The sequence below is a fragment of the Rhizobium sp. F40D2 genome (assembly GCF_051810745.2).
In the GTDB taxonomy this organism is placed as follows: domain Bacteria; phylum Pseudomonadota; class Alphaproteobacteria; order Rhizobiales; family Rhizobiaceae; genus Rhizobium.
On sequence record NZ_JBPWQX020000004.1, the window covers coordinates 735582 to 760204 of the forward strand.

At 61.7% G+C, this 24623-nt stretch carries 21 protein-coding genes; 10 read left to right on the top strand and 11 right to left on the bottom strand.

Annotated elements, in window-relative coordinates:
- Positions 1-10 precede the first annotated feature (10 nt).
- The 3 genes from ACS4RS_RS32190 to ACS4RS_RS32200 are packed head-to-tail and all read right to left on the bottom strand — an operon-like array spanning position 11 to position 3000.
- On the bottom strand, positions 11-1183 hold the full coding sequence (locus ACS4RS_RS32190) for a glycoside hydrolase family 88 protein (protein ID WP_439012256.1): 1173 nt from the start codon (positions 1181-1183) through the stop codon (positions 11-13).
- Positions 1184-1186: 3 nt separating this feature from the next.
- Positions 1187-2023, bottom strand: coding sequence for an ABC transporter permease subunit (locus ACS4RS_RS32195; protein ID WP_439012257.1), 837 nt, complete (start codon positions 2021-2023; stop codon positions 1187-1189).
- Positions 2020-3000, bottom strand: coding sequence for an ABC transporter permease subunit (locus tag ACS4RS_RS32200; protein ID WP_439012258.1), 981 nt, complete (start codon positions 2998-3000; stop codon positions 2020-2022). The genes ACS4RS_RS32195 and ACS4RS_RS32200 overlap by 4 nt, the downstream gene beginning before the upstream one ends.
- 221 nt (positions 3001-3221) lie before the next feature.
- Between ACS4RS_RS32200 and ACS4RS_RS32205 the strand changes: the two genes are divergently transcribed.
- From ACS4RS_RS32205 to ACS4RS_RS32220, 4 genes are read left to right on the top strand one after another with little or no spacing between them, the layout of a single operon-like run.
- Positions 3222-5015 carry a heparinase II/III domain-containing protein gene (locus ACS4RS_RS32205; protein WP_439012259.1) on the top strand — a complete coding sequence of 598 codons (1794 nt, stop codon included), beginning with the start codon at positions 3222-3224 and terminating at the stop codon, positions 5013-5015.
- 17 nt (positions 5016-5032) lie between these two features.
- On the top strand, positions 5033-5878 hold the full coding sequence (locus ACS4RS_RS32210) for a carbohydrate-binding protein (protein WP_439012260.1): 846 nt from the start codon (positions 5033-5035) through the stop codon (positions 5876-5878).
- A 53-nt stretch (positions 5879-5931) separates the two neighbouring features.
- Positions 5932-6600: a response regulator gene (locus ACS4RS_RS32215; protein ID WP_003591180.1), complete on the top strand. Its 669-nt coding sequence runs from the start codon at positions 5932-5934 to the stop codon at positions 6598-6600.
- Positions 6590-7990 carry a sensor histidine kinase N-terminal domain-containing protein gene (locus ACS4RS_RS32220; protein WP_439012261.1) on the top strand — a complete coding sequence of 467 codons (1401 nt, stop codon included), beginning with the start codon at positions 6590-6592 and terminating at the stop codon, positions 7988-7990. Before ACS4RS_RS32215 ends, ACS4RS_RS32220 begins: the two co-directional genes overlap by 11 nt.
- Positions 7991-8072: 82 nt before the next feature.
- On the opposite strand, the gene ACS4RS_RS32225 is transcribed toward ACS4RS_RS32220, so the two are convergent.
- From ACS4RS_RS32225 to ACS4RS_RS32245, 5 genes are all read right to left on the bottom strand, one after another.
- A complete protein-coding gene (locus ACS4RS_RS32225) occupies positions 8073-8954 on the bottom strand; it encodes an ABC transporter permease subunit (protein WP_439012262.1) in 882 nt (293 codons plus the stop codon).
- A gap of 12 nt (positions 8955-8966) precedes the next feature.
- Positions 8967-9785: an ABC transporter ATP-binding protein gene (locus tag ACS4RS_RS32230; RefSeq protein ID WP_116408530.1), complete on the bottom strand. Its 819-nt coding sequence runs from the start codon at positions 9783-9785 to the stop codon at positions 8967-8969.
- 95 nt (positions 9786-9880) lie between these two features.
- A complete protein-coding gene (locus tag ACS4RS_RS32235) occupies positions 9881-10894 on the bottom strand; it encodes an ABC transporter substrate-binding protein (RefSeq protein WP_439012263.1) in 1014 nt (337 codons plus the stop codon).
- A gap of 290 nt (positions 10895-11184) precedes the next feature.
- A complete protein-coding gene (locus ACS4RS_RS32240) occupies positions 11185-11913 on the bottom strand; it encodes a GntR family transcriptional regulator (RefSeq protein ID WP_439012595.1) in 729 nt (242 codons plus the stop codon).
- A gap of 322 nt (positions 11914-12235) precedes the next feature.
- Positions 12236-13243: a substrate-binding domain-containing protein gene (locus tag ACS4RS_RS32245; RefSeq protein ID WP_439012264.1), complete on the bottom strand. Its 1008-nt coding sequence runs from the start codon at positions 13241-13243 to the stop codon at positions 12236-12238.
- 204 nt (positions 13244-13447) lie between these two features.
- Between ACS4RS_RS32245 and ACS4RS_RS32250 the strand changes: the two genes are divergently transcribed.
- From ACS4RS_RS32250 to ACS4RS_RS32275, 6 genes are all read left to right on the top strand, one after another.
- The gene (locus ACS4RS_RS32250) at positions 13448-14770 is read left to right on the top strand and encodes an alpha-L-fucosidase (protein ID WP_449314112.1); all 1323 of its coding nucleotides are present in this window, start codon (positions 13448-13450) and stop codon (positions 14768-14770) included.
- 49 nt (positions 14771-14819) lie between these two features.
- Positions 14820-16040 carry an ABC transporter substrate-binding protein gene (locus ACS4RS_RS32255; RefSeq protein ID WP_449314113.1) on the top strand — a complete coding sequence of 407 codons (1221 nt, stop codon included), beginning with the start codon at positions 14820-14822 and terminating at the stop codon, positions 16038-16040.
- Between the two features lie 91 nt (positions 16041-16131).
- Positions 16132-17058, top strand: a complete 927-nt coding sequence (locus tag ACS4RS_RS32260) for an ABC transporter permease subunit (protein ID WP_439012266.1) — start codon at positions 16132-16134, stop codon at positions 17056-17058.
- On the top strand, positions 17048-17932 hold the full coding sequence (locus ACS4RS_RS32265; RefSeq protein WP_439012267.1) for an ABC transporter permease subunit: 885 nt from the start codon (positions 17048-17050) through the stop codon (positions 17930-17932). Before ACS4RS_RS32260 ends, ACS4RS_RS32265 begins: the two co-directional genes overlap by 11 nt.
- Positions 17933-18132: 200 nt before the next feature.
- Positions 18133-19062, top strand: coding sequence for a substrate-binding domain-containing protein (locus ACS4RS_RS32270; protein WP_439012268.1), 930 nt, complete (start codon positions 18133-18135; stop codon positions 19060-19062).
- 16 nt (positions 19063-19078) lie between these two features.
- A complete protein-coding gene (locus ACS4RS_RS32275; protein ID WP_439012269.1) occupies positions 19079-21223 on the top strand; it encodes a methyl-accepting chemotaxis protein in 2145 nt (714 codons plus the stop codon).
- Positions 21224-21283: 60 nt separating this feature from the next.
- On the opposite strand, the gene ACS4RS_RS32280 is transcribed toward ACS4RS_RS32275, so the two are convergent.
- The 3 genes from ACS4RS_RS32280 to ACS4RS_RS32290 all read right to left on the bottom strand — a co-directional run bounded on the left by ACS4RS_RS32280 (position 21284) and on the right by ACS4RS_RS32290 (position 24611).
- Positions 21284-22546: a DUF3422 domain-containing protein gene (locus ACS4RS_RS32280; protein WP_439012270.1), complete on the bottom strand. Its 1263-nt coding sequence runs from the start codon at positions 22544-22546 to the stop codon at positions 21284-21286.
- A gap of 170 nt (positions 22547-22716) precedes the next feature.
- On the bottom strand, positions 22717-22860 hold the full coding sequence (locus tag ACS4RS_RS32285) for a hypothetical protein (RefSeq protein WP_439012271.1): 144 nt from the start codon (positions 22858-22860) through the stop codon (positions 22717-22719).
- A 464-nt stretch (positions 22861-23324) separates the two neighbouring features.
- Positions 23325-24611 carry an extracellular solute-binding protein gene (locus ACS4RS_RS32290; RefSeq protein ID WP_439012272.1) on the bottom strand — a complete coding sequence of 429 codons (1287 nt, stop codon included), beginning with the start codon at positions 24609-24611 and terminating at the stop codon, positions 23325-23327.
- Positions 24612-24623: the final 12 nt, after the last annotated feature.

A 24623-nucleotide genomic window follows, 5' to 3' on the forward strand; every position in this document is an offset into this window, starting at 1 on the left:
TCTCCTGAGGTCACCAATAGGAAGACCAGCGACGCGAAAGGCGCGTCAAAGCTTCCATGTAATAATAGTCTCCCCAGGAGACGCACTCATCGACGCCCTCGCCGCGGCAGGTGTTGAAGGGCGATTTCTTCGAATAGGTGGCGTGCAGCACCAGGCCGTTGGAAACGGTGGGATCCTTGACCGCATAGTGGTCGGCCAGGCTCTTGATCATGCGGCGCGCCAGCGTGCGATAGCGCTCGGCTTGTTCGGCTTCGACGAGCTCGGCCATTTCAAGCAGGCCGCAGGCGGTGATCGAGGCCGACGAACTGTCGCGCGGTTCGCCGTCGCCATCGGAAAAGACGAGGTCCCAATAGGGCACCATGTCGGCCGGCAGCCGGTTGAGATAGAAGGCGAGCAGTCTGTCGAAGGTTCGGTAATATTCCTCGATCCGCTCGTAGCGATAAGAGAGCGCCATGCCCGCGATTGCCCAGGCCTGTCCTCGCGCCCAGGCGCTGTCGTCCCGGTAGCCCTGCTTGGTGGCGCCGCGCACCGGCGCGCCGGTCACCGGGTCCATGTAGAAGGTGTGATAGGTGGAATCATCCGGCCGCACCGAGTTGGCGAGCGTGGTGCGGGCGTGGATAAGCGCGATTTCACGGTATTTCGGATCGCCGGTCTCTCGGCTTGCCCAGTAGAGCAGCGGCAGGTTCAGGAGGCAGTCGATGATATAGCGATATTCCTCCGCCTTTCCCTTGCGACCCCAGGCCTGGATAAACTGGCCGATCGGCTGGAAGCGCTCGATCAGCTGGTCGGCGGCCAGGATCGCGGCCCTGCGGCCATCCGCGTCTCCGACGAGCTTCCAGGCGGCGATGCACGAGGGCGAATAGAGAAAGCCCATATCGTGATGATCGGTCTCGATGCGATTGACGATCCGATGCAGGAACGATTGAACCTGGATCTGCGCAGCATCCCGGAAAGCCGCGTCGCCGCTGTGTTCGAAGGCGAGCCACAGTTCGCCGGGCCAGAAGCCTGCGGTCCACTGGTCGTTCGCCACCGGAGGATAAAAATTCTTGACGCTGGAATGGTTTTGCGCGGCGTGGGTGAATGAGGGGAGGTTGCGCCTGACCTGCTCGACAGCGATATCGAGCGCGGCTTTCACTTCCTCATCGGTGATCGGCTGCGGGGCGACTGAGGAAACGGCGTTCATGGCTTAACCCTTCAATCCAGTCGAGGCGATGCCCTCGACGAAGAAGCGCTGGAGAACAAGGAAGACGACGAGGACCGGAATGAGCGCGACGACGGAAGCCGCCATGATCAGCCCGTATTCGGCCGAATATTGCGAGATGAACATGCGCAGGCCGATCTGGACGGTCTTCAGCTCGGTCTTGGTGAGATAGATCATCGGTCCGAGGAAGTCGTTCCAGGTGGTGACGAAGGTGAAGATCGTCAGCGTCGAGAGCGCCGGCTTCGACAGCGGCAGCATGATGCGCGCCCAGATCTGATACTCGTTCATGCCGTCGATGCGGGCCGCTTCGCATAGCTCGGTCGGGATCGACATGTAGAACTGCCGCATCAGGAAGACACCGAAGGCGGTGAAGGCCTGCAGGCAGATCAGCGCCAGATGCGTGTTGTTGAGGCCGAATTCGCGCATCAGCAGGAACTGCGGCACCATATAGACCTGCCAGGGCATGGCGATGGTGGCGATATAGCCGAGGAACAGCGTGTTCTTGTAGGGAAAATTCAGCTTGGCGAAGGCGTAGGCGGCAAAGCTGGAGGTGAGGAGCTGCAGCAGCGTGACGATGATCGTCAGCTTCGACGTATTGTAGATGAACAGAGCGAGCGGGATCTTCGTCCAGATATCCACGTAGTTCTGCCATTGCGGCTGAGACGGTATCCACTCGATCGGGAAGGCAAAGACGTCGCGGCTGAGCTTCAGCGATGCCGAAAGCATCCAGGCGAATGGCATCAGCATGACCAGCGTGACGGCGATGACAATAGCATAGATCGCAACCGTCCCGATGGTCACTTTGCGTCCGGCGATCCTCATGCCTCGTCCTCCCTCTGGCGGCGGAACTGGAAGACCGTGACCGCGAGCACGAGGAAGAACAACACCAGCGAAATCATGCTGGAATAGCCGAGATCCCAGGAAATGAAGGCCTCGTTATAGATGTGGTAGACGAGGACGAGTGTCGAGGTGCCGGGGCCGCCCTGGGTGATCATGTAGATCTGGTCGAACACCTTGAAGGACTGGATCGTCAGCATGACGGTGACGAAGAAAGTCGTCGGCCCGAGCTGCGGCACCGTGACATGGATGAACTTCTGCCAGGAATTGGCGCCGTCGAGATCGGCGGCCTCATAGAGTTCGGCATTGATGCCCTGCAGGCCGGCTAGATAGATGACCATGTAATAGCCCATGTTCTTCCAGATGCCGAAGAGGATCACCGTCACCATCGCCCAGTGGCGATCGGCCGCCCATCCCGGCATGTTTTTCGGGTCGAGACCGAGCGTATAGAGGATCATGTTCACCGGTCCCATCTCGGGATTGAAGATCATGTTCCAGACGACGGCGACGGCCACCAGCGAGGCGACATAGGGGAAGAACATCGCCGTGCGGAAGAAATTCCGCCCCGCGATCTTTTGGTTGAGGAGAACGGCGAGGCCGAGTGCGCAAAGGAGCGTCGCCGGCACCGAGGCGACCGTATAGATGACCGTGTTCCAGAACGCCGCGATGAAGGCCTTGTCGTCGAAGAGCCGCCAGAAATTGTCGAGGCCTGCGAACGTAATCGCGTTCGAGCCGTCCCAATGCATGAAGGCAAGCGCGAAGGCGAACAGGATCGGGCCGAGGGTGAAGACGGCGAAGCCGAGGAAATTCGGCGCGATGAACGAATAGGCGACGAGCGCATTGCGGATCTTGCGCTGGCGCTTGGACAGGGCGGTGACCTTCCGGCGGGGAACTGCCGGAGCGCCATCCCTAGCGATGACCGAATTCGATATGGACACCGATGCTTCCTCCTGGGCGGGCATTCTGCAACTGGCGGCTTCCGGGATTCTCCAACTTAAATCCAGAGCCGTTTGGGCGGATGGGCGCCGCCTGTTCTTCCTCCTGCGAAGGACATAGCACATCTCCGGTATTGGTCAAACAAGTTCTGAATAGGTCATACAAATTATATGGCGAGCGCCGAAAACATATGATAGGTGAGCATTAGGCCAAGCGCCGTCGAGGCTTTTCCAATGCGGGGAGGGACATGTTCAGCGAGATTTCAGGGGAACTGCCGGACGTCCTCAGCGATTTCACGCCGGGATCTGCCTATGCCGATCGCGACAGATGGAGCGCGGTGCCGCGGGTTGTACGGGATGTGGTCGTGCGCGATGCCGAAGCCACATTTGCGCGCGCCTGGCCTCTCGTCACTGCCTCCGATTACCGGGAGTACACGGAGACCGGCAACCGCTCGCGCTTCGAGGCACTTTATTTCACCCGCCGGCGGATGCTCAATGATCTTGTGCTGGGCGAACTGGTGGAAGCGGGTGGGCGGTTCCTGCCGAAGATCGTCGACGGCATCTTCCTGATTGCCGAGGAGAGTGGCTGGCAGCTTCCTGCGCATAATGCCTATGGGCGCGGCGGCCCGCGTCTGCCGCTTCCCGACACTTCGCAGCCGGTCATCGATCTCTTCGCCGCCGAAACGGCGGCCCTTCTGGCGACGATCGTCGCCCTGCTCGGCGATGCGCTCGACGGCATCAGCCCGGAGGTTGCGACGCGTGTGAAACGCGAGATCGAGACCCGCATCCTGACGCCCTATCTCGGCCGGCATTTCTGGTGGATGGGCAGCGGCGAGGAGCGAATGAACAACTGGACGGCCTGGATTACCCAGAACGTTCTCTTATCCGCCTTCTCGCTGAAGACCGATCAGTCGACACGCCGCGCCGTGGTCGAAAGAGCGCTCGGCAGTCTCGATGCTTTCCTCAAGGATTATGCGGAAGACGGGGCCTGCGAGGAGGGCGTGGTCTATTATCGCCATGCCGCACTCTGCCTGAACGGCGCGCTGACCGTGCTCGATCGCGTAGCGCCCGGCCTGTTCGACGGGATCTGGCGGCAGCCGAAGATCCGCAACATGGCCGAATACATCGCCAACATGCATGTCGCCGGCCGCCATTATTTCAACTTCGCGGATTCCTCCGCGGTGGTCGAGCCTTGCAGCGCACGGGAATACCTGTTCGGCAAGTCTGTTGGTTCCGAAATGCTTTCGGCATTCGCCGCAGCCGACCGGGCGGCCGCCGAGAGCCCGCATCTGCCCGGCGAATGGAACCTCTGGTATCGCGTGCAGGAGCTGCTGGTCGGTCATACGATCCCAGCCGCCGAACTGCAGCCGGCATCCGGCCGGGATATCTTTTATCCCGGCATCGGCCTGTTCATCGCCCGCGACGGGCAATTTTCCCTAGCGGTCAAGGCCGGCAACAACGGCGAGGGCCACAATCACAACGATGTCGGCAGCGTCACGCTCTACAAGAACGGCCGTCCCTTCCTGATCGACGTCGGCGTCGAGACCTATACCGCAAAGACCTTTTCTCCGCGGCGCTACGAGATATGGACGATGCAATCGGCCTATCACAACCTGCCGACCTTCGGAGGCGTCATGCAGTCCGCCGGCGAAGCCTTCGGGGCCCGCGATGTCGAGGTCGAATTCGGCGACGGCGAAGCGCGTATATCTCTCGATATATCGGGCGCCTATCCACCGGAAGCGGATGTGCGCAGCTATCGGCGCGCGGTCTCCCTGCAACGGGGTCGCCATGTCGAAATCGTCGATACCTATGACGGCGGCAAGCCGGCGGTCCTGTCGCTGATGACCTGCGTGGCGCCGACCGTCGCCCCCGGCGGGATCGATCTCGCCGATCTCGGCAGCATTGTCGTCGACGGCGCCGGGTCCATCGAAATCGACGAGATCGAGGTTGATGACATCAGGCTGAGATCGGCCTGGCCCGAGAAGCTCTACCGGCTGCGCCTGCCGTTTGCCGGCAAGCTTCTGAGATTGCGGATCGTCTAGCCTTGAGGAGGGCGAGCATGGAATTGACGCTGAAGATCATGGATGCCGACGGCTTCGTGCTGGCAAGCGCCACGGGGCAGGACGAAACGTTTCTGGTCTATCGGCAGAGCTATCGCGAGGGCGACTGCGTCGTCGTGGAGGCTTCCGAACCCGGGCATATCCTCCTGGCATTGGACAGCGCGAATCAACCCGGCCCGGTCTATATGAAGGAATGCGATTATTGCCTCGCCGTGCCGTTCGGCGACAAGCGTAAACCCTATTCGCCGAACGCCTTTAGCGGCGATATGCATCGGCTTTCAGTCCGCAGCGCGCGGCCCGACGAGATTGCCCAGCGGCGCAATCTCGCCCTGAACCCCTGGGACGATCACGCCAATCGGACGCTGTTTCCGCATGCGCGCGCCAATGTCGAAACCCGGGGCGAAGCGGTCTTTGCCGCGCGCAACGCCATCGACGGTGAAAAGGCCAACGACGATCACGGCTTCTGGCCCTACACCAGCTGGGGCATCAATCGAGATCCGCAAGCCGCCCTGACGGTGGAGTTCGGCCGACCCGTCCGGATCGATGAGGTCGTCTTCTACCTCCGGGCGGATTTCCCGCATGATTCCTGGTGGGAGAAAGCCAGCCTCACCTTCTCTAACGGCAGCAGCTGCTCCTTTCCGCTGGTGAAATCGGGTGCTGCGCAAAGCTTTTCGATAGAGCCCTGCATCGTCGAATGGGTGGAGTTGCACGGCCTGATCAAGGCGCAGGACGGCTCGCCCTTTCCGGCGCTGACGCAGATCGAAATCTGGGGAACGGAGGTGCCGATGGCCGGAGACCGAGAGGTCGCAGCCGTTGCTGCCGGGGACGAGGCTGAAGACGCCTAGAGTCAACCGTGTCGCGCTTCCGCCAGACCATCTGCCCGTGCTAAGGGGGATGGATGAGACTGCTTGTAGTGGAGGACAACAAGGATCTGGCGGCCTGGCTGGGCAAAGCCCTGCGGCAGGCGCAATATGCTATCGATATCGCCCATGACGGCGAGGATGCCGAGCATATGCTCAAGGTGGCCGAGTATTCGGCGATGATCCTCGACCTTGCGCTACCCAAGCTTGACGGCTTGACGCTTTTGAAGCGGCTTAGACAATCGGGAAACAAGCTTCCGGTGATCATCCTGACCGCGAATGCAAGCCTGGACGGCCGGGTGGCGGGGCTCGACAGTGGCGCCGACGACTATCTCGCCAAGCCCTTCGAAATTGCCGAGCTCGAAGCGAGAATCCGCGCGGTGGTGCGCCGCGGACAGGATCGCGCCTCGTCCGAGATCACCGTCGGAAATCTGCGTTTTTCCGGCGGGACGCGGCAGTTTTTCGTCGCGGACGAACTGCTGCAGCTGACGCCGCGGGAATATGCCGTTCTCGAACAGCTCGTCATGAAGGTGGGCAACACGGTGTCGAAAGCCGCCCTTTCCGAAAGCGTGTTCGGTTTCGACGACGAGGCGGATCCGAGCGCCATCGAAATCTACGTCCACCGGCTCAGAAAGAAGCTCGAAAGCAGCTCGGTTCAGATCGCGACGCTGCGCGGGCTCGGTTATCTCCTCAGACATGTCGAATAGCGTCGTCACAAAGGCCGGCGCGACGATCGCGCGGCTCAGCCGGAGCCTGAGAGTCCAGTTGCTCTGCTGGGTGCTGCTGACCCTGCTCGGCGCGATCGGCTTCAATCTTTACGACAGCTTCTGGACGGCGGATGCGACGGCGAAGCTGGTGACGGATAGAACGCTTCTGGCCTCGGCTCGCGTCATTGCCGAGGCCGTCCGCGTCGACGAGGGCGGCAATGTTCAGGTGGACGTGCCGCCGGCTGCGCTCGAGATGTTCGATACGGGTTTCGGTGATCGGGTCTCCTATCAGGTGATCACCGCCTGGGGCAGCCTGGTCAGCGGCTTTCCCGACTTGCCGTTGCCGACCGTCCAGCGGGCAGGTGAGGATCGCGCATTCCATGGCGCCGATGTGCGCGTCCTGATGCTCGACCATCCCGTCGTCGGCCTTCCTGATGACGGCACCATCTCGGTGACCGTCGCCGTGACCCATCACAGCCAGTACGCGATGCGAAGGCAGCTGTGGCTTTCAGACTTTTCGAAGCAGTTTGTGCTCGTCTTCGTCGCAAGCCTGGTGACCATCCTCGGGCTCCAACGCGGCCTGGCGCCGGCCCTGAGATTGCGGGACGCCGTGCGCCAGCGCGGCCGCAACCGTCTTGATCCCTTACCGCCCGAGATGGTGCAGAGCGAATTGCAGCCGCTCGTTCATGCGCTCAACGACTACATGGAGCGTGTCCAGAACCAGATGGCCGCGCAGCGACGCTTCGTATCGAATGCCGCCCATCAACTGAGAACGCCTCTGGCGCTGATTTCGACTCAGGCAAGCGTGGCGGCCCGCGAAGCCGATGCGGCCCGCCGCGACGAGGCGCTTTTTGCCCTTCGCACCAGCACGCGGCAGATTTCGCGCCTCGCCAGCCAGCTTCTGACCTTGTCGCGGGCCGAGCCCGGAAGCCGGCGCCCGCGCAGCGACGCGGCCGACCTCAGCAAGGCCGCCCGCGAGATCCTGGAGGCCCATGCAGAAGAGGCGTTGAGGCGGAATATCGACGTCGGTTTGGAAACGGACGGACCCGTCATCGTCGAAGGCGACGGGACGATGTTGCGGGAGATGTTGGTCAACCTCATCGACAACGCGATCCGCTATACTCGGGCCAATGGACGGGTAACTGTTGCGGTGGGGCAGGCGGACGGCAACGCCGTTGTGACCGTCGAGGACAACGGACCCGGTATTCCTGAAAGCGAGCGCGAACAGGTCTTTGAACGGTTCTACCGGATTATGGGGACCGAAGCCGAGGGAAGTGGCTTGGGGCTGGCGATCGTCCGGGAGGTCGTCGAAGGGGCGGGAGGTTCGGTCTCGCTCGACGACGCGCAAGGCGGCGGTCTGGTCGTGACCGTGCGGCTGCCGCTCACATGAATCTGAAGTGCATCAAATGAATAAAGGCCGGGCATGGTGCCCGGCCTTCTCTTAGATCTGCCCTGGGAGGAGGTCTATCTGATTACTGCGTGTCGAGGTGCTGCTGCGGCCGCCATTTCGCCAGGCGGTTCTCGACCAGTGTCATGATGAATTCGGCAAACAGCGTGACGACCATGACGAGGAGAATCGCCGCGAACATGCCGGCCGCGTCAAACGTGCCCTTGGCGATTGAGATAAGCTGACCGATGCCGAAGCGGGCGCCGACGAATTCCCCGACGATGGCGCCGATGATCGCAAAGCCGAAGGAGACGTGCAGGCTGGCGAAGATCCAGCTCATCGCCGAGGGAATGACAACGGTGCGGGTTACCTGCCAGTCCGAAGCGCCGAGGATGCGGGCATTGGCGATCATGTTGCGGTCGGCCTCGCGCACGCCCTGGAAGGCGTTGGCGAAGACGACGAAGAACACCATGATAAAGGCGAGCGCGACCTTGGACGGCAGGCCGAGACCCATGATCATGATGAAGATCGGGGCAAGGACGACGCGGGGGATCGAGTTGATCGCCTTGATGTAGACTGAGAAGATGTCCGATAGGAAGCGGTTGCGGCCGAGGCCGATGCCGACGAAGACGCCGGTGATCGAGCCTGCGAAGAAGCCGATTAGCGCCTCCTCCATTGTCACCCACAGATTGTACCAGAGCGACCCTTCGGTGGTGCCCTCGGTCGCCCATTCGTAGAGGCGCTGAACGACGCCGCTCGGGCTTGAATAGAAGAACGGATCGATCCACTGCATGTTGGAGGAGAGTTCCCACATGCCGATCACGAAGACCAGAATGGCGATCTGCCAGAAACGCACCAGTAATTTGCGCCGATGCATCGCCTTCAGCGCCGACGCCTCGATTTCCGTGTCCGAGGTGCCCGGCCGAAACATGACGGCCGAATCGGCCTCTAGAGCGGTATGTGCCATGATGTCCTCCTCTCAAGCCGCTTCGCTTGCGCGGCGGTAGCTGGTCTCGACCTCCTCGCGGAGGTCCTCCCAGATCGTCTTGCAATAATCAATGAAGTTCTGCTCGTAGCGGATCTCCGACACCACGCGCGGGCGAGGGAGATCGATCGTGTAGACCGACTTGACCGTCGCGGGGCCGGCTGTGAGCACATAGACCTTGTCGGCAAGTGCCACGGCCTCTTCGAGGTCGTGGGTGACGAAGACCACCGAGGCTTTTCGCTCCGCCCACAACTTCAGGAGCTCTTCATGCATGACCGTGCGGGTCTGCACGTCCAGCGCCGAAAACGGCTCGTCCATCAGCAGGATTTCCGGTTCGTTGATGAAGGTCTGAGCCAGCGAGACGCGCTTGCGCATGCCGCCGGACAGCTGATGGGGATAGTGATGCAGAAATTTCGACAGGCCGACGCGCGCCAGCCAGTCGCGGGCCATCTTTTCCGCCTCGGCGCGTGACTTGCCGCGAAACAACGGCCCGGCCATGACGTTGTCGATCACGTTTTTCCAGGGAAACAGCGCGTCGGTCTGGAACGCGAAACCGACACGCGGATCGATACCGGTGATAGGCCCACCCATCAGCCGGACTTCGCCGGCGCTTGGCCGTGCGAGCCCCGTCACGAGGTTGAGGGTCGTTGACTTGCCGCAGCCGGTGGGACCGACAACGGCGACGAACTCGCCGCGGGCGACCGTCATGTTGAAATCGCGGAGCGCAGTCAGGGATTTCCCCGTCGGCGAGACGAAGCGCCGGCTGACATTGATCAGCTCGATCGCCGGGATCTGCTTATTGTCCTGTTGCATGGTGATACCCGAGGCGTGCTTTGCGGGCGCGCACGCAATGCCCATGATCGAACGGAGGCCGCTCCCGCTTGGGAGCCGGGAGCGGCGCGACTGACTTACTTGACGTTCTTGACGAATTCCGTCGTGTAGGTCTTGGAGAGGTCGATCTGCTTGCCCTTGACGTTCTTGGAGAATTCCGAAAGCACGGCAAGCACGGTCTTCGGGCCGTCTTCAGGCATGATGCCATCCGGCGTGAACATGCCCTTGCCCTCATCGAGAGCCTTGACGTAGCCGTCCTTGTCGCCGACGTAAAAATCCTTCGGCATCTTGTCCGCGATCTCGGCGGCGGAATGCGTATTGATGTAGCGCAGGGTCTTGACGAAGGCGTTGGCGAGCTTCTGCGCCTCGTCCTTGTGAGCGTCGACCCAAGCGGCTTCCATGTAGAGGGACGCCGCGGGGTAGGTGCCGCCGAGCGCCTGGCGGGTCGACTCGACCGTGCGCATGTCGACGAGCACGCTGGCTTCGCCTGTTTTGACCAAACGCGAGATCGTCGGCTCGGTCGTCATGCCGGCCTGGATCTGATCCTGCTGCATGGCGGCGATGAAGGTGCCGCCGGCGCCGACCGGAACCGTGACGACGTCGCCGGGCTTCAAGCCGGCCTTGGAGGCCATGAAGAGGGTCAGGAAGTTGGTGGACGAGCCGAGACCGGTGACGCCGAGGCTCTTGCCCTTGAAATCAGCCGGCGACTTGATGTCGGGATGTTTGCTCGAGACCATCTCGACTTCACCCGGCGCCTGGCTGAACTGGACGATGGATTCGACGAATTTTCCCTTGGCCTGCAGGTCCACGCAGTGGTCGTAGAAGCCGACAACACCCTGGACGGCGCCTGCCAAAAGCTGGTTTTCGGCATCGACGCCGGCAGCTTCGTTCAGGAGTTCGACGTCGAGGCCCTCGTCCTTGAAGTAACCGAGGGATTCGGCGAGCTTGGCGGGCAGATAGATCTGCTTCTCATAACCGCCGACCATGATGGTGATCTTGTCGGCTGCGTCAGCGGCGCTCGCACCGAAAGATGCTGCGGCGAAAAGCGTGGAAAAAGCGACAGTTTGAAAAAGGCTGCGCGAAGAACGCATGGAAATCTCCTCCTGGTGATTGGCTTGCATCGTCGTCTGGCCACCTTGACCGTGCTCCTCCACGATGCTGCCCCTTACCTATGACGTCGAAGCTTTCAACTAGCTTTCAGCCGCGGATGTTACCCTGCGCGTTCAAGCTATGCATCACGCCGACGCGCGCTGTAGATGCCCTCTTACAATACAAGCGGCTGCGCAAATCGCCAGGAAAGCGCTTTCCGGCGCCGATGTTGGAATAGGTTGGCTCGTGGCCGGTGAAAAGCTTGCCGTGCGGGCGGCGCTTCTCGTTGGACTCAGGTCGCAAAACTCCGCAAGTCTTTCAGCAGGTTGCGGTACCTGGTCTGGCTGCCGACCAGGTGCTCACGCATGGCGTTGCGGGCGGCCTGATCGTCCCTGTCGGAGATCGCCATGACGATCGCTTCGTGTTCCCGGTGGATCAGCTTTCGATAAGCAGTCTGCTCGGCTGTCCTCGTTTCCGGGACAAGCCGCGATTGCGGGATGATCGCCGCCCCCTGGGATTCCAGGAAATGTCTGAACAGCGGATTGTTCGTCGCCTCGGCGATCGCCACATGGAGCTCGAGATCCGCTTCGCGGACGGATCGATCTTGCTCGATGCACTGGAGGATCTTCCGGTGGCATTCGAAGATCGCCTCCTCCTGAGCCGGCGAGCGGCGAAGCGCGGCAAGTCCCGCCGCCTCGATTTCGACGGGGGTTCGGATCTCGAGCACTTCCAAGTCCGAGGCGACGCGGGCCTTGTCGACCTTTCGACCTGACAGCGTCGGGTCGGCGCCGATCACGAAAATGCCTGCGCCCTGGCGCACCTCGACCAGTCCATCGGAACGAAGAGCGGCCACGGCTTCGCGCACCACGGTGCGGCTGACGCTATGCGTCTCGGTCAGTTCATGCTCGCTCGGCAGCTTGTCGCCGGCAGAATATTGGCCGCTCAAGATGGCTTGCCGAAGGCTTTCGCCGACCTGCGAGACCAGCGACCCGGAGCCTCTGCTGCGATCCTTCACCTGCATAGCTGCGCCTCGCCCCCTCGCATCGGCTTCGATCCGCATGCGGCCATCTAGCGGCACGCAAAATCTCGATTCATCACACATGTATGACAAATCCTTCCATCTTTCAATGATGGACGGCACCGTGCTACCTGTTTTGCTGGGAGTGTCGCCGGGCGCAGAGCGTCTTGTGGGCCTTGGTGCGGCATCCTCCAACGCTCCTCATGCTGAGGTGCGCAGCCCGAAGGGCGAAGCCTCGAAGCACGCCGCAACGCTGCTTCTTCTTCTGTCTCAGCGCTTGGGGACCCGCCTCGTCCTTTGCCTGGTCAAGATCGAGGGAGGGAACTCAGAGTCGCCTGGTCGACTCGCCGCGCACGAATTTCGGCGTCAGGATAAAATCCCGCGGCGGCTCAGCGGCGGCCTCGGGGCTTGCGATTCTTGCCAGCAGGCGCTGCGCCGCGAGTTCCCCGAGCTTCTGCGCATCCTGCACGACCATAGTGATGCGGGGCGTGATGACGTTGCTCCAGGGTACGTCGTCAACCATCGCCAGCGATACGTCGTCGGGGCAGCGGAAGCCCATTTCCTGCATCACCTGCAGCGCCGCCAGACCCATCATGTTGTTGGCGCCGATGATGGCGGTCGGCCGGTCGCGGCGGGTGAGCAGCCGCATCGCCTGCGCATGGCCGCCGGTCCTGGTGTAGCCGCCTTCGACGACCAGCGACGGGTCGATCTCCGCGCCGGCGCCGGCCATCGTATCCATGAAACCTTTCAGGCGTTCGTCGGCGGTGTGCAGGCCGCTTGGGCCGGAGATGAAGCCTATGCGCCTGTGCCCGAGCTGCAGCAGATGCTCTGTCAGGATGGTCGTCGTCAGCGGATTGTCGGAGCCGATGAAATCGCGTTTCGCGCCCTCCACCTTCTGGTCGAACATCACGATCGGGGTCTTGAAGTCGCGCAGGAAGGTCGCGTATTCCTCGCCGCGCCCGTTTGCCGCCAAGGCGATGCCGGCGATCTTCTGCGCTTCCAGCCTCTCCAGCAGCGCCCGTTCGAGGTCGGCTCGGCCCGAGGAGTCGGCGATCAGGACGAAATAACCATGATCAAGCGCCTGATGTTCGATCTCGCGGCGGATGTCGCCGAAAAACATATTGCCGAGATTGGCAGAAACGAAGCCGATCAGCGAGCTGCGCCCGCGCGCCAGCGTCTGAGCGACGGGGTCGATGCGGTAACCGGTCGATTTTATCGCCTGCTGGATGCGGTCGAGCGTCTCGACGCCGACCCGCTTCGGGCTGTTGAGCGCGAGCGAGACGGTCGAGATCGAAACCCCCGCAAGGCGCGCTACATCTCGTATGGTGGTCATATTTTCGAACCGGTTCTATTAACGCATAGTGCCAGATTCCATAACCCGGTGCAACATGTTGCCGGGTAGTGGCGCCAATCGGTGAATATTCAATCGCATTTTTGCTGGTTGATTTCAGCTTGACAGGCGAGGAACCGGGGTGAATGATCAGCCTACCGAACCGGTTCGATGATGTGATGGGCCGGAAACAGGGAGGAGAAACCTGTGACGATTGCAGCACGTCAGCTGGAAAATCCGGCATCGGGAGAGGCGGGCAAGCACGCCTGGTTCAGCCATGATCGCCTGGGTATGTTCATCCATTGGGGTCTCTATGCTCTCGGAGCCCGGCACGAATGGTTGAAGAACCGCGAAGAGCTGACCGACGAGCATTACCAGCGCTATTTCGACAATTTCGATCCCGATCTCTACGATCCCAAAGAGTGGGCCCGCCGGGCGCGTCTCGCCGGCATGAAATATGTCGTCGTGACGACCAAGCATCACGAGGGCTTCTGCCTTTGGGACAGCAAGGTCACCGATTACAAGGCGACGAACACGCCCAGCGGCAGGGATCTGCTGACGCCGCTGGTCGAGGCGTTTCGCGCCGAGGGGCTGAAGATCGGCTTTTATTATTCGCTGCTCGACTGGCACCATCCCGACTTTCCGATCGACGTCCACCATCCCTTACGCAACCATGCCGACGCCAAGGCGCTGAATGCCGGCCGCAACATCGCCAATTACGCCGCCTATATGCGCGAACAGGTGCGCGAGCTCCTGACCGGCTTCGGCCGTATCGACATCATCTGGTTCGATTTCAGCTATCCCGGCCGCGAATATCACGGCCTGCCCGGCAAGGGCCGCTCCGACTGGGAAAGCGAGCGGCTGATCGAGCTGGTGCGCGAGCTGCAGCCCGAAATCATCGTCAACAACCGCCTCGATCTGCCGCCGGGCAAGCTGCCCGACGTGACGACGCCGGAGCAATATACGCCGCGCGTGGCGCCTGCCATCGCCAGCCAGGGGGTGCTCTGGGAAGCCTGCCACACCTTCAGCGGCTCCTGGGGCTATCACCGCGACGAGGATAGCTGGAAGAGCCCCGACCAGATCATTCAGCTGCTCATCGATCCCGTTGCGCTCGGCGGCAATCTCTTGATGAATGTCGGCCCGACCGGCCGTGGCACCTTCGACGCACGCGCCATCGATGCGCTTGAGGTCTACCAGAACTGGATGGCCGTCAACGGCCGCTCCATCTATGGGGCCGGCCCGTCCGATTTGCCGGTTCCGGCCGGGTGCCGCTACACCCAGCGCGGCAACCGTCTCTACCTGCATGTCTATAACTGGCCTTACCGCCACATCCATATCGAGGGCCTCGCCGACAGGATCGCCTATGCGCAGTTCCTGCACGACGCCAGCGAAGTGCGCTGGCTCAGCCAGACGAAGGAAGTGGATTCCAATATCGGCGTGATGGTGCCGGAAGGCATGATCACGCTCGAACTGCCGGTCCGGCGGCCTGACGTTACCGTCCCGGTGATCGAGATCGTCCTCAAGGCGTGAGCTCGGTCGCACTCGCGTGTTCATTGCGTCATGGAGGGAGGAGAAACCCATGAATGTTCTGAAGAAAGCGCTTTTGCTCGCCACAGTCGGCGGCAGTCTTTTTGCCTCAGCCGCATCGGCCGAGCAGGTCAACCTGACCTGGCAGATGTGGACCGGTTCCGATGCCGACACCAAGAGCTGGCAGCACCTGGCGGATATGGTCACCGCCAAATATCCCGATATCAAGGTGACATTGACGACGACCGGCTGGGTCGATTACTGGACGAGGCTGCCGGTGCTGGCGGCGTCGGGACAGCTTGCCGACATCGTTTCCATGCAGTCGCTGCGCATGCCGAATTTCTATTCGCTGCTCGAGCCCCTGAATGACCGGATCGCTGCCGACAAATTCGATGTCGGCGCTTTCACCCCCTCGATCATCGGCGGCATGTCCGTCGACAAGCAGCTTTACGGCCTGCCTTACGATGTCGGTCCGTGGGTCATCTATTATAACCAGGATGCGCTCGAAGCCGCCCGCGTTCCGCTGCCGAAGCCGGGCTGGACGCTTGCCGAATTCACCGATGCCGCCAAGAAGCTGACCAAGGACGGCAAATACGGCTTCGGCATCACCCCGCAGAACTATTCGGTCCTGGCGGCTGCCTGGGGCGATAAATATGTCGATGATGCAGGAGCGCTCGACCTTACGAATCCGAGCGCCGTTGCCGCGGCCGAGAGGGTGATCGGCTTTGCCGCCAAGGACAAGGTGGCGCCGCTGGTGCCGTCGAGCGCCGATGCCGGCACGGTCATCCAGGGCCGGTTCTACTCGGGCAATGTCGCCATGTATGTCGACGGTCCATGGTCGATCATCGGCATGAAAGACAAGGTCAAGTTCAAGATTGGTTCCACCTCCCTGCCGCGCGGAGACAGCGAGCTTACCGCCGTCACGGCGGGCTCGGGTTTCGGTATCGCCACGACGAGCAAGAACAAGGATGCGGCCTGGAAGGCGATCCAGGTGCTGACCAGCCCGGAGGCGCTGCAATATCTCGCCGAACAGGGTCGTGCGCTGCCAGCGCGCACGGCGTCGCAATCCTCCTGGTACAAGGTGGCAGCCAAGGACATCACCAATGGCGGCGAGGCCATCGACTATTCTCTGGCGCATTCCGTGCCCTACGTGATCACCAACAACTGGGCGGCGGTCGAAAACCTGTTCAACCAGTATTTCCCGCCGGCCTTCGGCGGCACCGCCGACGCCAAGCAGACGATGGAGTCGATCCAGAGCCTCGCGCAGCAATAGAGCGCGTCGCGTACGCGGCGTTGCGATGATGACATGCGTGAAAACATGAGGTTAAAGCGCGGCGGCAGGATTGCCGCGCACGGAGGAAGACATGTCGCAAAGCGCCGTCGCCGAAATTCCCCTGCAGCCCGGTCGGCCGCGGCGCCTTCTGAGACCTGAGACGCAGACAGCCATGCTGTTCCTGCTACCGAGCTTCCTCGGCTTCATGATCTTCATGGCCCTGCCGATCCTGGCGTCGCTGGCGCTCTCATTCACAAACTGGCAGCTGATCTCGACGCCGTCCTTCGTCGGTCTTCAGAATTATATCAAGCTCTTCACCGTCGATCCGGCCTTCTACACCATCCTCAGAAACACGCTGTTCTTCGCCGTCGAGTATCTGGCTGTGAACATCATCGTCTCACTGATGCTGGCGGTTTGGATATCCAGCCTGAAGCGCGGCAAGGCGATCTTCCGGGTGATTTTCTTCCTGCCGACCTTCACCCCGACGATTGCCGCTTCGGTGGTGTGGCTGCTGATCTTCACGCCGGACGGTCTGGCCGACACCGTCATCCGTTCGCTCGGCCTCGGTCTGCCGAATTTCCTGCTGAACCCGACCTGGGCGATGCAGGCGGTCGTGATCGTCACCCTTTGGGCGAATGTCGGCTATAACGTCGTGATGTTCAACGCCGCGCTCGATCTGGTGCCGAAACACTATCTCGAGGCGGCGACGATCGACGGCGCCAATGCCTGGCAGCGCTTTTGGCGCATCCGTCTGCCGCTGATCTCGCCCACCGTCTTCTTCGCCACCGTGATGACGGCGATCACCTCGCTGCAGGTCTTCGACGAAATCTTTGCGATGACGCGCGGCGGCCCGGGCTCGGCGACGGCAACGCTTGGCTTTGCCATCTACCAGAAGGGCTTCACCAATTTCCAGATGGGCTATGCCTCCGCTCTCGCCTGGGTGATGTTCGTCATGATCATGGCGCTCACCATCCTGCAGTTCCACATGCAGCGCAAATGGGTGCACTATGACGACTGACCGGACCTCACGGCATCCGCATTCCGTCTCCGCGGATCGCCGCCGTCTCCTGCGGCGCATCGGCACCTTCTTCAGTTACGCCGGTCTTTCGCTGGTCGCGCTGCTTTTCCTCTTCCCCTTCTTCTGGATGGTGTCGAACGCGGTGCGCTCGAATGCGGAGGTGATGGCCGTGCCGGTCCGAATCTTCCCCGAGGAATATCATTGGGGCACCTTCGTCGAAGCGCTGGTGGCCCTGCCGTTCGGAACCTTCCTGCTGAATTCCCTCGTGGTCGCCTGCGGAGTCACGGCGATCGTGATCGCGGTATCCTGCCTTTCCGCCTATGCTTTCGCGCGGCTGCGGTTTCCCGGCCGTGAGGGGCTGCTGCTCACCTATCTCAGCACGCTGATGATCCCGCAGGTGATGCTGGTGATCCCGCTTTTTCTCCTGGTCAGCAAGCTCGGCTGGATCAATACCTATCATGGCATGATCCTGCCGGTCGCCTTCTCTTCCTTCGGCACGTTTCTGCTGCGGCAGTTCATCCTCGGCATTCCCAAGGATCTCGACGAGGCGGCGATGGTGGACGGCGCTTCGCGCCTGCGCATCCTGGTCACCGTCATCGTGCCGCTCGCCATGCCGGCGATCGGCCTGCTCGCGCTTTTCACCTTCATCGCCCAGTGGAAGAGCTTCCTGTGGCCGCTGATCGCCACCAGCGGGGTGGAAAAAGCCACGCTGCCGCTCGGGCTCACGTTGTTCCAGACACAGCAGGGCACCGCCTGGAATTACATCATGGCGGGCGCGACGATCTCGATGCTGCCGGGTGTTATCCTGGCCATCGTGCTGCAGCGGGTGATCTACAGGGGCATCACCGTCAGCTCCGGCTTCGGCGGAAGATAATTTCAGTTAAACAGCGACTTGAAGCCGCAGCATCAAGTTCGGTGCGATGCGCGTCGAGTTTCAATGGTTGCCGCCGAGAAGGCGTTTGCCCCGCGGCAAGATCATATCGCCATTTGATACTTTCTGCCTTTCGGATGAAAGGTAAAATTTAACCAAGATTTGAAATAACGCAATTCCATCCGAATTGCGCAGAGGAATTCATGAAAACGGCCACGCTTGCATCCATCGCCCTGGCGATATCGATCTCTGCTGCCCATGCCCAGACGATCGGGGTTTCGATGTCCGATCTCGATAAATTCAGGACGGCGCTCCTGAATGGCGTCGTCTCACACGGACAGACCATCTCCGGCCTCAAGCTCGTCACCGAGAATGCCAAGGGCGACAATGAACTACAGAAGCAGCAGGTTCAGAAGCTCATTGCCGACAAGGTCGACGCCATTATCCTTGCCGTCTCCGATGGCGATCTCGGGCCGCAAATGACCAAGATGGCGGCGGATGCGGGCATTCCGCTGATCTATATCAACAACGTTCCTTCCAACTTGCTCGATCTGCCCGACAATCAGGTGGTGGTGGCCTCCAACGAGAAAGAGTCCGGAACGCTCGAGACCAAGCAGGTCTGCGCGCTCCTCAAAGGCAAGGGCCGCGTCGTCGTGCTGATGGGCGAACCCTTCCATGCGGCCGCCCGCGCCCGCACCCAGGACATCGCCGAAGTCATCGCCACGCCGGACTGCAAAGGCCTTGAGATCGTCGAGCGGCAAGCGGCCTACTGGTCGCGCGATTATGCCGATCAGCAGATGCAGGAATGGCTTTCGGCCGGCGTCAAGTTCGACGCGGTGATCGCTAATAATGACGAGATGGCCCTCGGCGCGATCGGCGCCATGAAGAAGGCCGGCATGCCGATGAAGGACGTCGTCGTCGCCGGCGTCGATGCCACCGACGATGCGCTTGCCGCGATGGTGGCCGGCGATCTCGACGTGACCATTCTTCAGAGTGCGGTCGGGCAGGGGGCGGCGGCCGTCGACGCTGCCGTGAAGCTCGTCAACAAGGAGAAGGTGCCGCGCGAAAACAACGTCCCCTTCGAACTCGTCACACCCGAGAACATTGCCCAATACCTGCCGAAGAGCCAGTGAGCATAAGAGGCCTATCATGTTGCATTTCTGGAATAAATTCGGCATTCGCGCGCAGATCACTTCGGGCTTCGTGCCGTTGATCCTGTTGATGAGCCTGCTCACCGTTAGCGCAATATCCGGCATGAACGGTCTTGCCGCCATCTTTGCGTCCTACCGCGTCACGGCCGGCCAGAGCCTCGCCATCTCCGACTACAGCGACCAGCTGCACGAAATCCAGATGTCGGCGGAAGCCTTCCGCTCGACGCCGACGCAGGCTGTCGTCGACAGCTTCCGCGCCGGCGTGAAGGCCTTCGAGGCCGACGATCCGCGTTTTGCCGGCAACAAGGACTTGCAGTCCGGCCTTGCTGTGATCCGCCAGGATATCGCCGCCTACGGCAAGGCCTTCGAGCAGATCGTTTCCCTGCAGGCCCGACGCGACATGTTGATCTCCAAGGTCACCGAATTCGGCCCCTGGACGAGCATCGCGCTCAACGACGTGGTGCGCAGCGCCTGGCGCCAGAACGACGTCGCCCTGCTGCAGATGACGGCAGCGACGCTGGAGGCCCTGAACCGCAGCCTCTATTTCTCCGAACGCTTCGTGCATTCCAATGATTTCGCGGCTTACGACACGGCGCAGGCGGCTCTTGCCGAAGCCGTCGCGCTCAATGACGCTGCTGCAAAGGCTGCAAAGAACGAACTGCAGAAGAAGCGCCTGATGGGTGCCGGCCAGCTCATGCAGAACTACACCGCCCGTCTCGGCGACATGAAGGAGGTGCTTCGGGCCTCGGGCAATATTCGCCAGACGCAGCTTGGTGTGCTGGCGCCAAAAATATCGGGCGAATTTACGGATTTGCAGGCGACTGTGACAGGTGCCCAGAAGGCCCTGGATGGTTCCGTGGAGGCGACGGTTGCCTCCGCAACCAGCACGACTCTCGTCATCAGTGGGCTGCTGATCGTCATCGGCCTCGTACTTTCCTATTTCGTCGGCCGGCTGATTTCCTCGGCGGTGCGCAAGATGGCCCAGTCCATGGAGCAGCTTGCCCGCGGCGAGGAGAAGATCGCGATAACGGGCGTCGAGCACCGCCACGAGCTGGGGGCCATGGCGCGTTCGCTGAAGGTTTTCCAGGAGACGGGCCGCGCCAAGCTGATCGCCGAAGCCAATGCCGAGCGGGCTCGCCTCGCTGCCGAAGAAGAGCGGCTGCGCCAGGAGGCCGAGCGGCTTTCCGATGCTCAGGTGATGGAACATGCCTTCCGTCAGATTTCCGTCGGCCTCGACGCGCTCTCCAAGGGCGATCTCACCGTCCGCGTCGGCGAAGTCGACCATCGCTACGTCAGGATCCGCGATCATTTCAACAACTCGGTCGCAAGCCTCGAGGAAGCGGTCGACTCCGTCATCCGCGCGGTCGCCACCATCCGCTCCGGTCTGTCGGAAATCTCTACCGCTTCCAACGATCTCGCCCGACGCACCGAGCAGCAGGCAGCCTCGCTGGAAGAAACGGTCGCAGCACTCGGCGACGTGACCCGCGGCGTCAACGGCACGGCCGAGGGCGCAGGCCGCGCCCAGGCCGTCGTGGCAACAGCCCGCACCAATGCCGAAAAGGGCGGCGAAATCGTCGCCCGGGCCATCGACGCGATGACGGAAATTCAGAATTCGTCGTCGAAGATCGGCAACATCATCAGCGTCATCGACGAGATCGCCTTCCAGACCAACCTCTTGGCGCTGAATGCCGGCGTCGAAGCGGCGCGCGCCGGTGAGGCGGGCAAGGGCTTTGCCGTCGTCGCCCAGGAAGTCCGCGAACTCGCCCAGCGCTCCGCCAACGCTGCGCGGGAAATCAAGCAACTGATTTCCACCTCCTCGGCGCAGGTGAAGACCGGCGTCCAGTTGGTCGGCGAATCAGGCCTGTCGCTGGAACAGATCGTCGAGCAGGTCACCGCCATGAATGCAACCGTCGCCGAGATCGCCGTGGCCGCCCGCGAACAGGCGACGAGCCTGCGCGAGGTCTCGGCCGCCGGCGACCAGATGGACAAGGTGACCCAGCAAAACGCCGCGATGGTCGAAGAAACCACGGCGGCCGCCCAGAGCCTGACTCAGGAAACCGAAAGCCTTGCCGATTTGCTGCGGCGGTTCAAAACGGGAAGCCGCCAGCCACGAGACCATCGCCCCTACGCAATGGCATCGTGACGTTCTGCCAATTCTGAAAACCGAACACCGCCGCTCCGAAAGGGCGGCGGTGAGCGCGCGTCAGTGGCTTCCGGATGGAGGGCCGTGCGGCACACCGGCAATGCTTTGGCGCACATGACGGACGGCCGTCCAGACGGCGAAGAGCACAAGCGGGATTGCGCCGAGAACGGCGAGTTTTGCCACGTGCGGATCTACGCCCAGTGCGGAAATGCTTTCCAGGCAGATCTTCGCCAGGCCGACGGTATAGTAGGTAATGGCAATGACCGAAAAACCTTCGACCGCCTGCTGGATATGCACCTGGATGCGCGCCCGCTCTTCCATCGAGGTCAGCAGCGAGGCATTCTGATCCTCCAGCTGAACCTGCACGGTGGTTCTGAGCAGGTCTCCGGCCAGGCTGACACGTTCGGCCAATTCGTCGAGGCGCCGCTCTGCCGCATAGACCGATCGCACAGCCGGTTGGAAGCGTCGGTCGATGAACGTCCCCAGTCGTTGCCTTCCCTCGACCCGCTCTTCGCGAAGCTCGGATAGCCGACTGGCGACGATATCGGCATAGGCTTTCGTCGCACCGAAACGGTGGCGAGCGAGCGCCGAGAAGTTGAGCACATCGGACGAGAGCCTGGTCACCTCGGACAGCAGCGCCTTGTCCACCTTGACGGCGCTCTGCATATGCGTGATCAGCAGATCGAGGCGCTGGTCGAAGGCCGAAAGCTTGGACACCGTCTCGCGCGCCTTCGGCAGCGCCAAAAGCGCCATCATCCGGTAGGTTTCGATTTCCAGGAAACGCCGGACCATGCGGCCGGTGCGATAGGCGTTGAGGTCGCGGTTGAAGAACAGGAATTCGACGAACCCGCTATCGGTCAGGCGGAAGTTCGAATGCACTTCCGCACCGCCGCCGCCGACCTGAGAGGCGACATAGTCGAGCTTTGGTTTTTCCAGACGCTGTCCATCCTTCTCGTCGCGCACCACCACACGGACGGCCGCCATGACCTTGCCTTCGATCTGACGGTAACAGGCCTGAAAGGCTTCCGGCGGATTGCTGCCGGGTTCGGACGATGCGGGAACGACGAAGGTAAGGGTCAGGAACTCGGTATGCGCCTCCCACTTAAGCCGGCCGTCGCCGACGCGGCCAATCCCGTGGTTGCCCTCGTGGGTCGTGGTGATATCTTCCAACCCGGGCAGGGAACTCGGAAACGGAGGCGCGGCATTATCGCCGACGATAGCGACATGCCAGACATCGGTGTCGCCATCGAAATAAAGCGATGGCCGGGCATGCAACTCGTTGTGAAGCTCCCTACGCAGCGGATGCTCGGAACCCATCGGCATGGACATGCACCTCTATACGGTAGACCGTCGCTGGATAGCCGGCGGAACGACCGGGTGCCGGCGCTTGATAATTTGATATGCCGCCTGAGGCTGGCTCAGGCTGACAACGCCTATAGCCTCTCTCGGGGCTCGTGTCACGACGCCTTCGCATCACTCGCCCAGCCGCGCGTTCAGAGTGAGCGCCAGGCAAGGATGATCCCGAGCAACTGCGCGGTGTCGCCGGCCCACATCGCGACGATGAAGCCGGTTTCGGCTTCTCCGAGGAAAGCGAAATTCGCCCCGAGCAGGGCGACGCCTATCGTCGCGCCTACCATGCGGGCAAGGTTTATCTGGGCGCTTGCCGTGCCGGAACGATCGGCGGTGACGGTTGAAACCGCGACCGCCGTCAGGGGCCTGTCGCCATGCCCATGCCGACGCAGGTCAGCAGCAGTCCGATCTCTTCAGCAACGAACCCGTCAGGCCAGGAAGGATGCGCCGAGCAGGAGATTGCCCACGCCTATCAGCGCTAACCCTGCCGCTATGGTGCGCTTTCTCCCTAGGTGTTCCGAGACGTGCCGGAGGAGGGGGAGATCGCGATGAAGCTGAGCGCCATCGGCCACAGCAACAGTCTTGCTTCAAAGAAGGCCAGGCGGCCGAGGCTGAGAGAGACGTGGGGAGGGAGAAATGACGCGTCATTTCGAGGCGTCGATACAAGCAAGGCGGAAAAACAATCAGCCACGGCCTGTTGCAAGGCCGTGGCTGATGCAGCGCGCAATCTGTGGGAGACAGGCGCGGCCGGCTACTTGTTGGCGGCCAGCGCGACGTTGACCTTCTCGACGTCTGCGCTCATCGCCTTGAAGGTGTCCTCAAGAGAAAGCTCGCCGACGATCAGCTGGCTCATACGCTGGACGATGAGCTGATAGATGGCGGAGGATCCCTTCAGGCGTTCGAGATCGCGAGCCGCCTTCGGCGCGCTGTTGCGGCTTGCGAGGAAGACGGCCATGGCGTCCTTGGCGTTCTTGCTGTCGAGCTTGTACTGCGGATCCTTGATGTCGGCGCCGGTCAGGATGACGTAGTTTTCGGCGATTTCACGCTGGACCTTTTCAGAGCCGAGGAACTCGATGAAGGAGGCAACGGCCTGCGGGTACTTGGTGCGCTTGAAGCCGACGATTGCGGTGCCGCCGGGCATCGCATAGCAACCGGCATCGCCGCAGGGCGCGCTGATCGCCGTCCAGTCGAAGGCGTCGCCGATCTTCTTCTGGAACGGATTGACCATCCAGTTGCCGGCAAGATAGGTCACGACATTGCCGTTGACGAACTCGTCACCCATGTTCTTGTATTGGGTTCCGCCGGCAGCACCCCACATTTCCTTCGGGAAAGAGCCGTCCTTCGTCCAGTTGTAGAGATCGGTGATGTAGTGCTTGGCGGCATCGTCAGGGAAGGCGAACTTGCCGTCCTTGACGTAGTTCGAGCCGTAGGAGAAGGCAGCACCCGAGAAGCGGTGGCCCGAGCGGTCCATCGTGAAGGGGATCTGGGCGCCGGTCGCCTTGGCGACGCGGGCCGAGGCTTCGACGATGTCCTTCAGCGTGGCGGTCGGCTGCGGAAGCGGCTCTCTCGCCTGTTCGAACAGCGTCTTGTTGACGAAGGGCAGGTTGAAGGTCTGCGACGCGACGTAGCCGTTGATCGAGTTCGGATCGTTGACGCCGGGGAAGCGAAGCGTGTTCAGGCTGTCGCCGTGCAGCTTGGCGAAGCCATCCGGATCCTTCATCAGCGGCCGCATGTCGAGGTAGTAGGGCGCCAGCTGCCAGTCGGTGATCTTGGCGACATCAGGACCTTCGCCGATGGCAAGCTGCACGGGCAGCTGCTTGGCGACGGCATCATAGCCCGACGAGACGAAATTCACCTTGATGTCGGGATGCGCCGTCTCGAATTCCTTGCTCAGCGCTTCCATCCGCTCGACATAAGCCTGGTCGTCGTCGGTGAAGAGAAAGGTGATCGTCTGGGTTTCCGCCATGGCCACGCTGGACCATGCGAAAGAAACGGTGGCAAGCGCCAGTGCGAAAGCCCCTGAAAGATACGTTTTCATTTTCATCCTCCC

Excerpts from the sequence above, each read along its gene's own strand:
- ACS4RS_RS32200 (WP_439012258.1), bottom strand. The coding sequence starts at position 3,000 with ATGCCCGCCCAGGAGGAAGCATCGGTGTCCATATCGAATTCGGTCATC.
- ACS4RS_RS32220 (WP_439012261.1), top strand. The coding sequence starts at position 6,590 with ATGTCGAATAGCGTCGTCACAAAGGCCGGCGCGACGATCGCGCGGCTC.
- ACS4RS_RS32225 (WP_439012262.1), bottom strand. The coding sequence starts at position 8,954 with ATGGCACATACCGCTCTAGAGGCCGATTCGGCCGTCATGTTTCGGCCG.
- ACS4RS_RS32275 (WP_439012269.1), top strand. The coding sequence starts at position 19,079 with ATGTTGCATTTCTGGAATAAATTCGGCATTCGCGCGCAGATCACTTCG.
- ACS4RS_RS32270 (WP_439012268.1), top strand. The coding sequence starts at position 18,133 with ATGAAAACGGCCACGCTTGCATCCATCGCCCTGGCGATATCGATCTCT.
- ACS4RS_RS32235 (WP_439012263.1), bottom strand. The coding sequence starts at position 10,894 with ATGCGTTCTTCGCGCAGCCTTTTTCAAACTGTCGCTTTTTCCACGCTT.
- ACS4RS_RS32240 (WP_439012595.1), bottom strand. The coding sequence starts at position 11,913 with ATGCAGGTGAAGGATCGCAGCAGAGGCTCCGGGTCGCTGGTCTCGCAG.
- ACS4RS_RS32190 (WP_439012256.1), bottom strand. The coding sequence starts at position 1,183 with ATGAACGCCGTTTCCTCAGTCGCCCCGCAGCCGATCACCGATGAGGAA.
- ACS4RS_RS32260 (WP_439012266.1), top strand. The coding sequence starts at position 16,132 with ATGTCGCAAAGCGCCGTCGCCGAAATTCCCCTGCAGCCCGGTCGGCCG.
- ACS4RS_RS32290 (WP_439012272.1), bottom strand. The coding sequence starts at position 24,611 with ATGAAAACGTATCTTTCAGGGGCTTTCGCACTGGCGCTTGCCACCGTT.
- ACS4RS_RS32280 (WP_439012270.1), bottom strand. The coding sequence starts at position 22,546 with ATGCCGATGGGTTCCGAGCATCCGCTGCGTAGGGAGCTTCACAACGAG.
- ACS4RS_RS32210 (WP_439012260.1), top strand. The coding sequence starts at position 5,033 with ATGGAATTGACGCTGAAGATCATGGATGCCGACGGCTTCGTGCTGGCA.
- ACS4RS_RS32215 (WP_003591180.1), top strand. The coding sequence starts at position 5,932 with ATGAGACTGCTTGTAGTGGAGGACAACAAGGATCTGGCGGCCTGGCTG.
- ACS4RS_RS32255 (WP_449314113.1), top strand. The coding sequence starts at position 14,820 with ATGAATGTTCTGAAGAAAGCGCTTTTGCTCGCCACAGTCGGCGGCAGT.
- ACS4RS_RS32245 (WP_439012264.1), bottom strand. The coding sequence starts at position 13,243 with ATGACCACCATACGAGATGTAGCGCGCCTTGCGGGGGTTTCGATCTCG.
- ACS4RS_RS32265 (WP_439012267.1), top strand. The coding sequence starts at position 17,048 with ATGACGACTGACCGGACCTCACGGCATCCGCATTCCGTCTCCGCGGAT.
- ACS4RS_RS32285 (WP_439012271.1), bottom strand. The coding sequence starts at position 22,860 with ATGGTAGGCGCGACGATAGGCGTCGCCCTGCTCGGGGCGAATTTCGCT.
- ACS4RS_RS32205 (WP_439012259.1), top strand. The coding sequence starts at position 3,222 with ATGTTCAGCGAGATTTCAGGGGAACTGCCGGACGTCCTCAGCGATTTC.
- ACS4RS_RS32230 (WP_116408530.1), bottom strand. The coding sequence starts at position 9,785 with ATGCAACAGGACAATAAGCAGATCCCGGCGATCGAGCTGATCAATGTC.
- ACS4RS_RS32195 (WP_439012257.1), bottom strand. The coding sequence starts at position 2,023 with ATGAGGATCGCCGGACGCAAAGTGACCATCGGGACGGTTGCGATCTAT.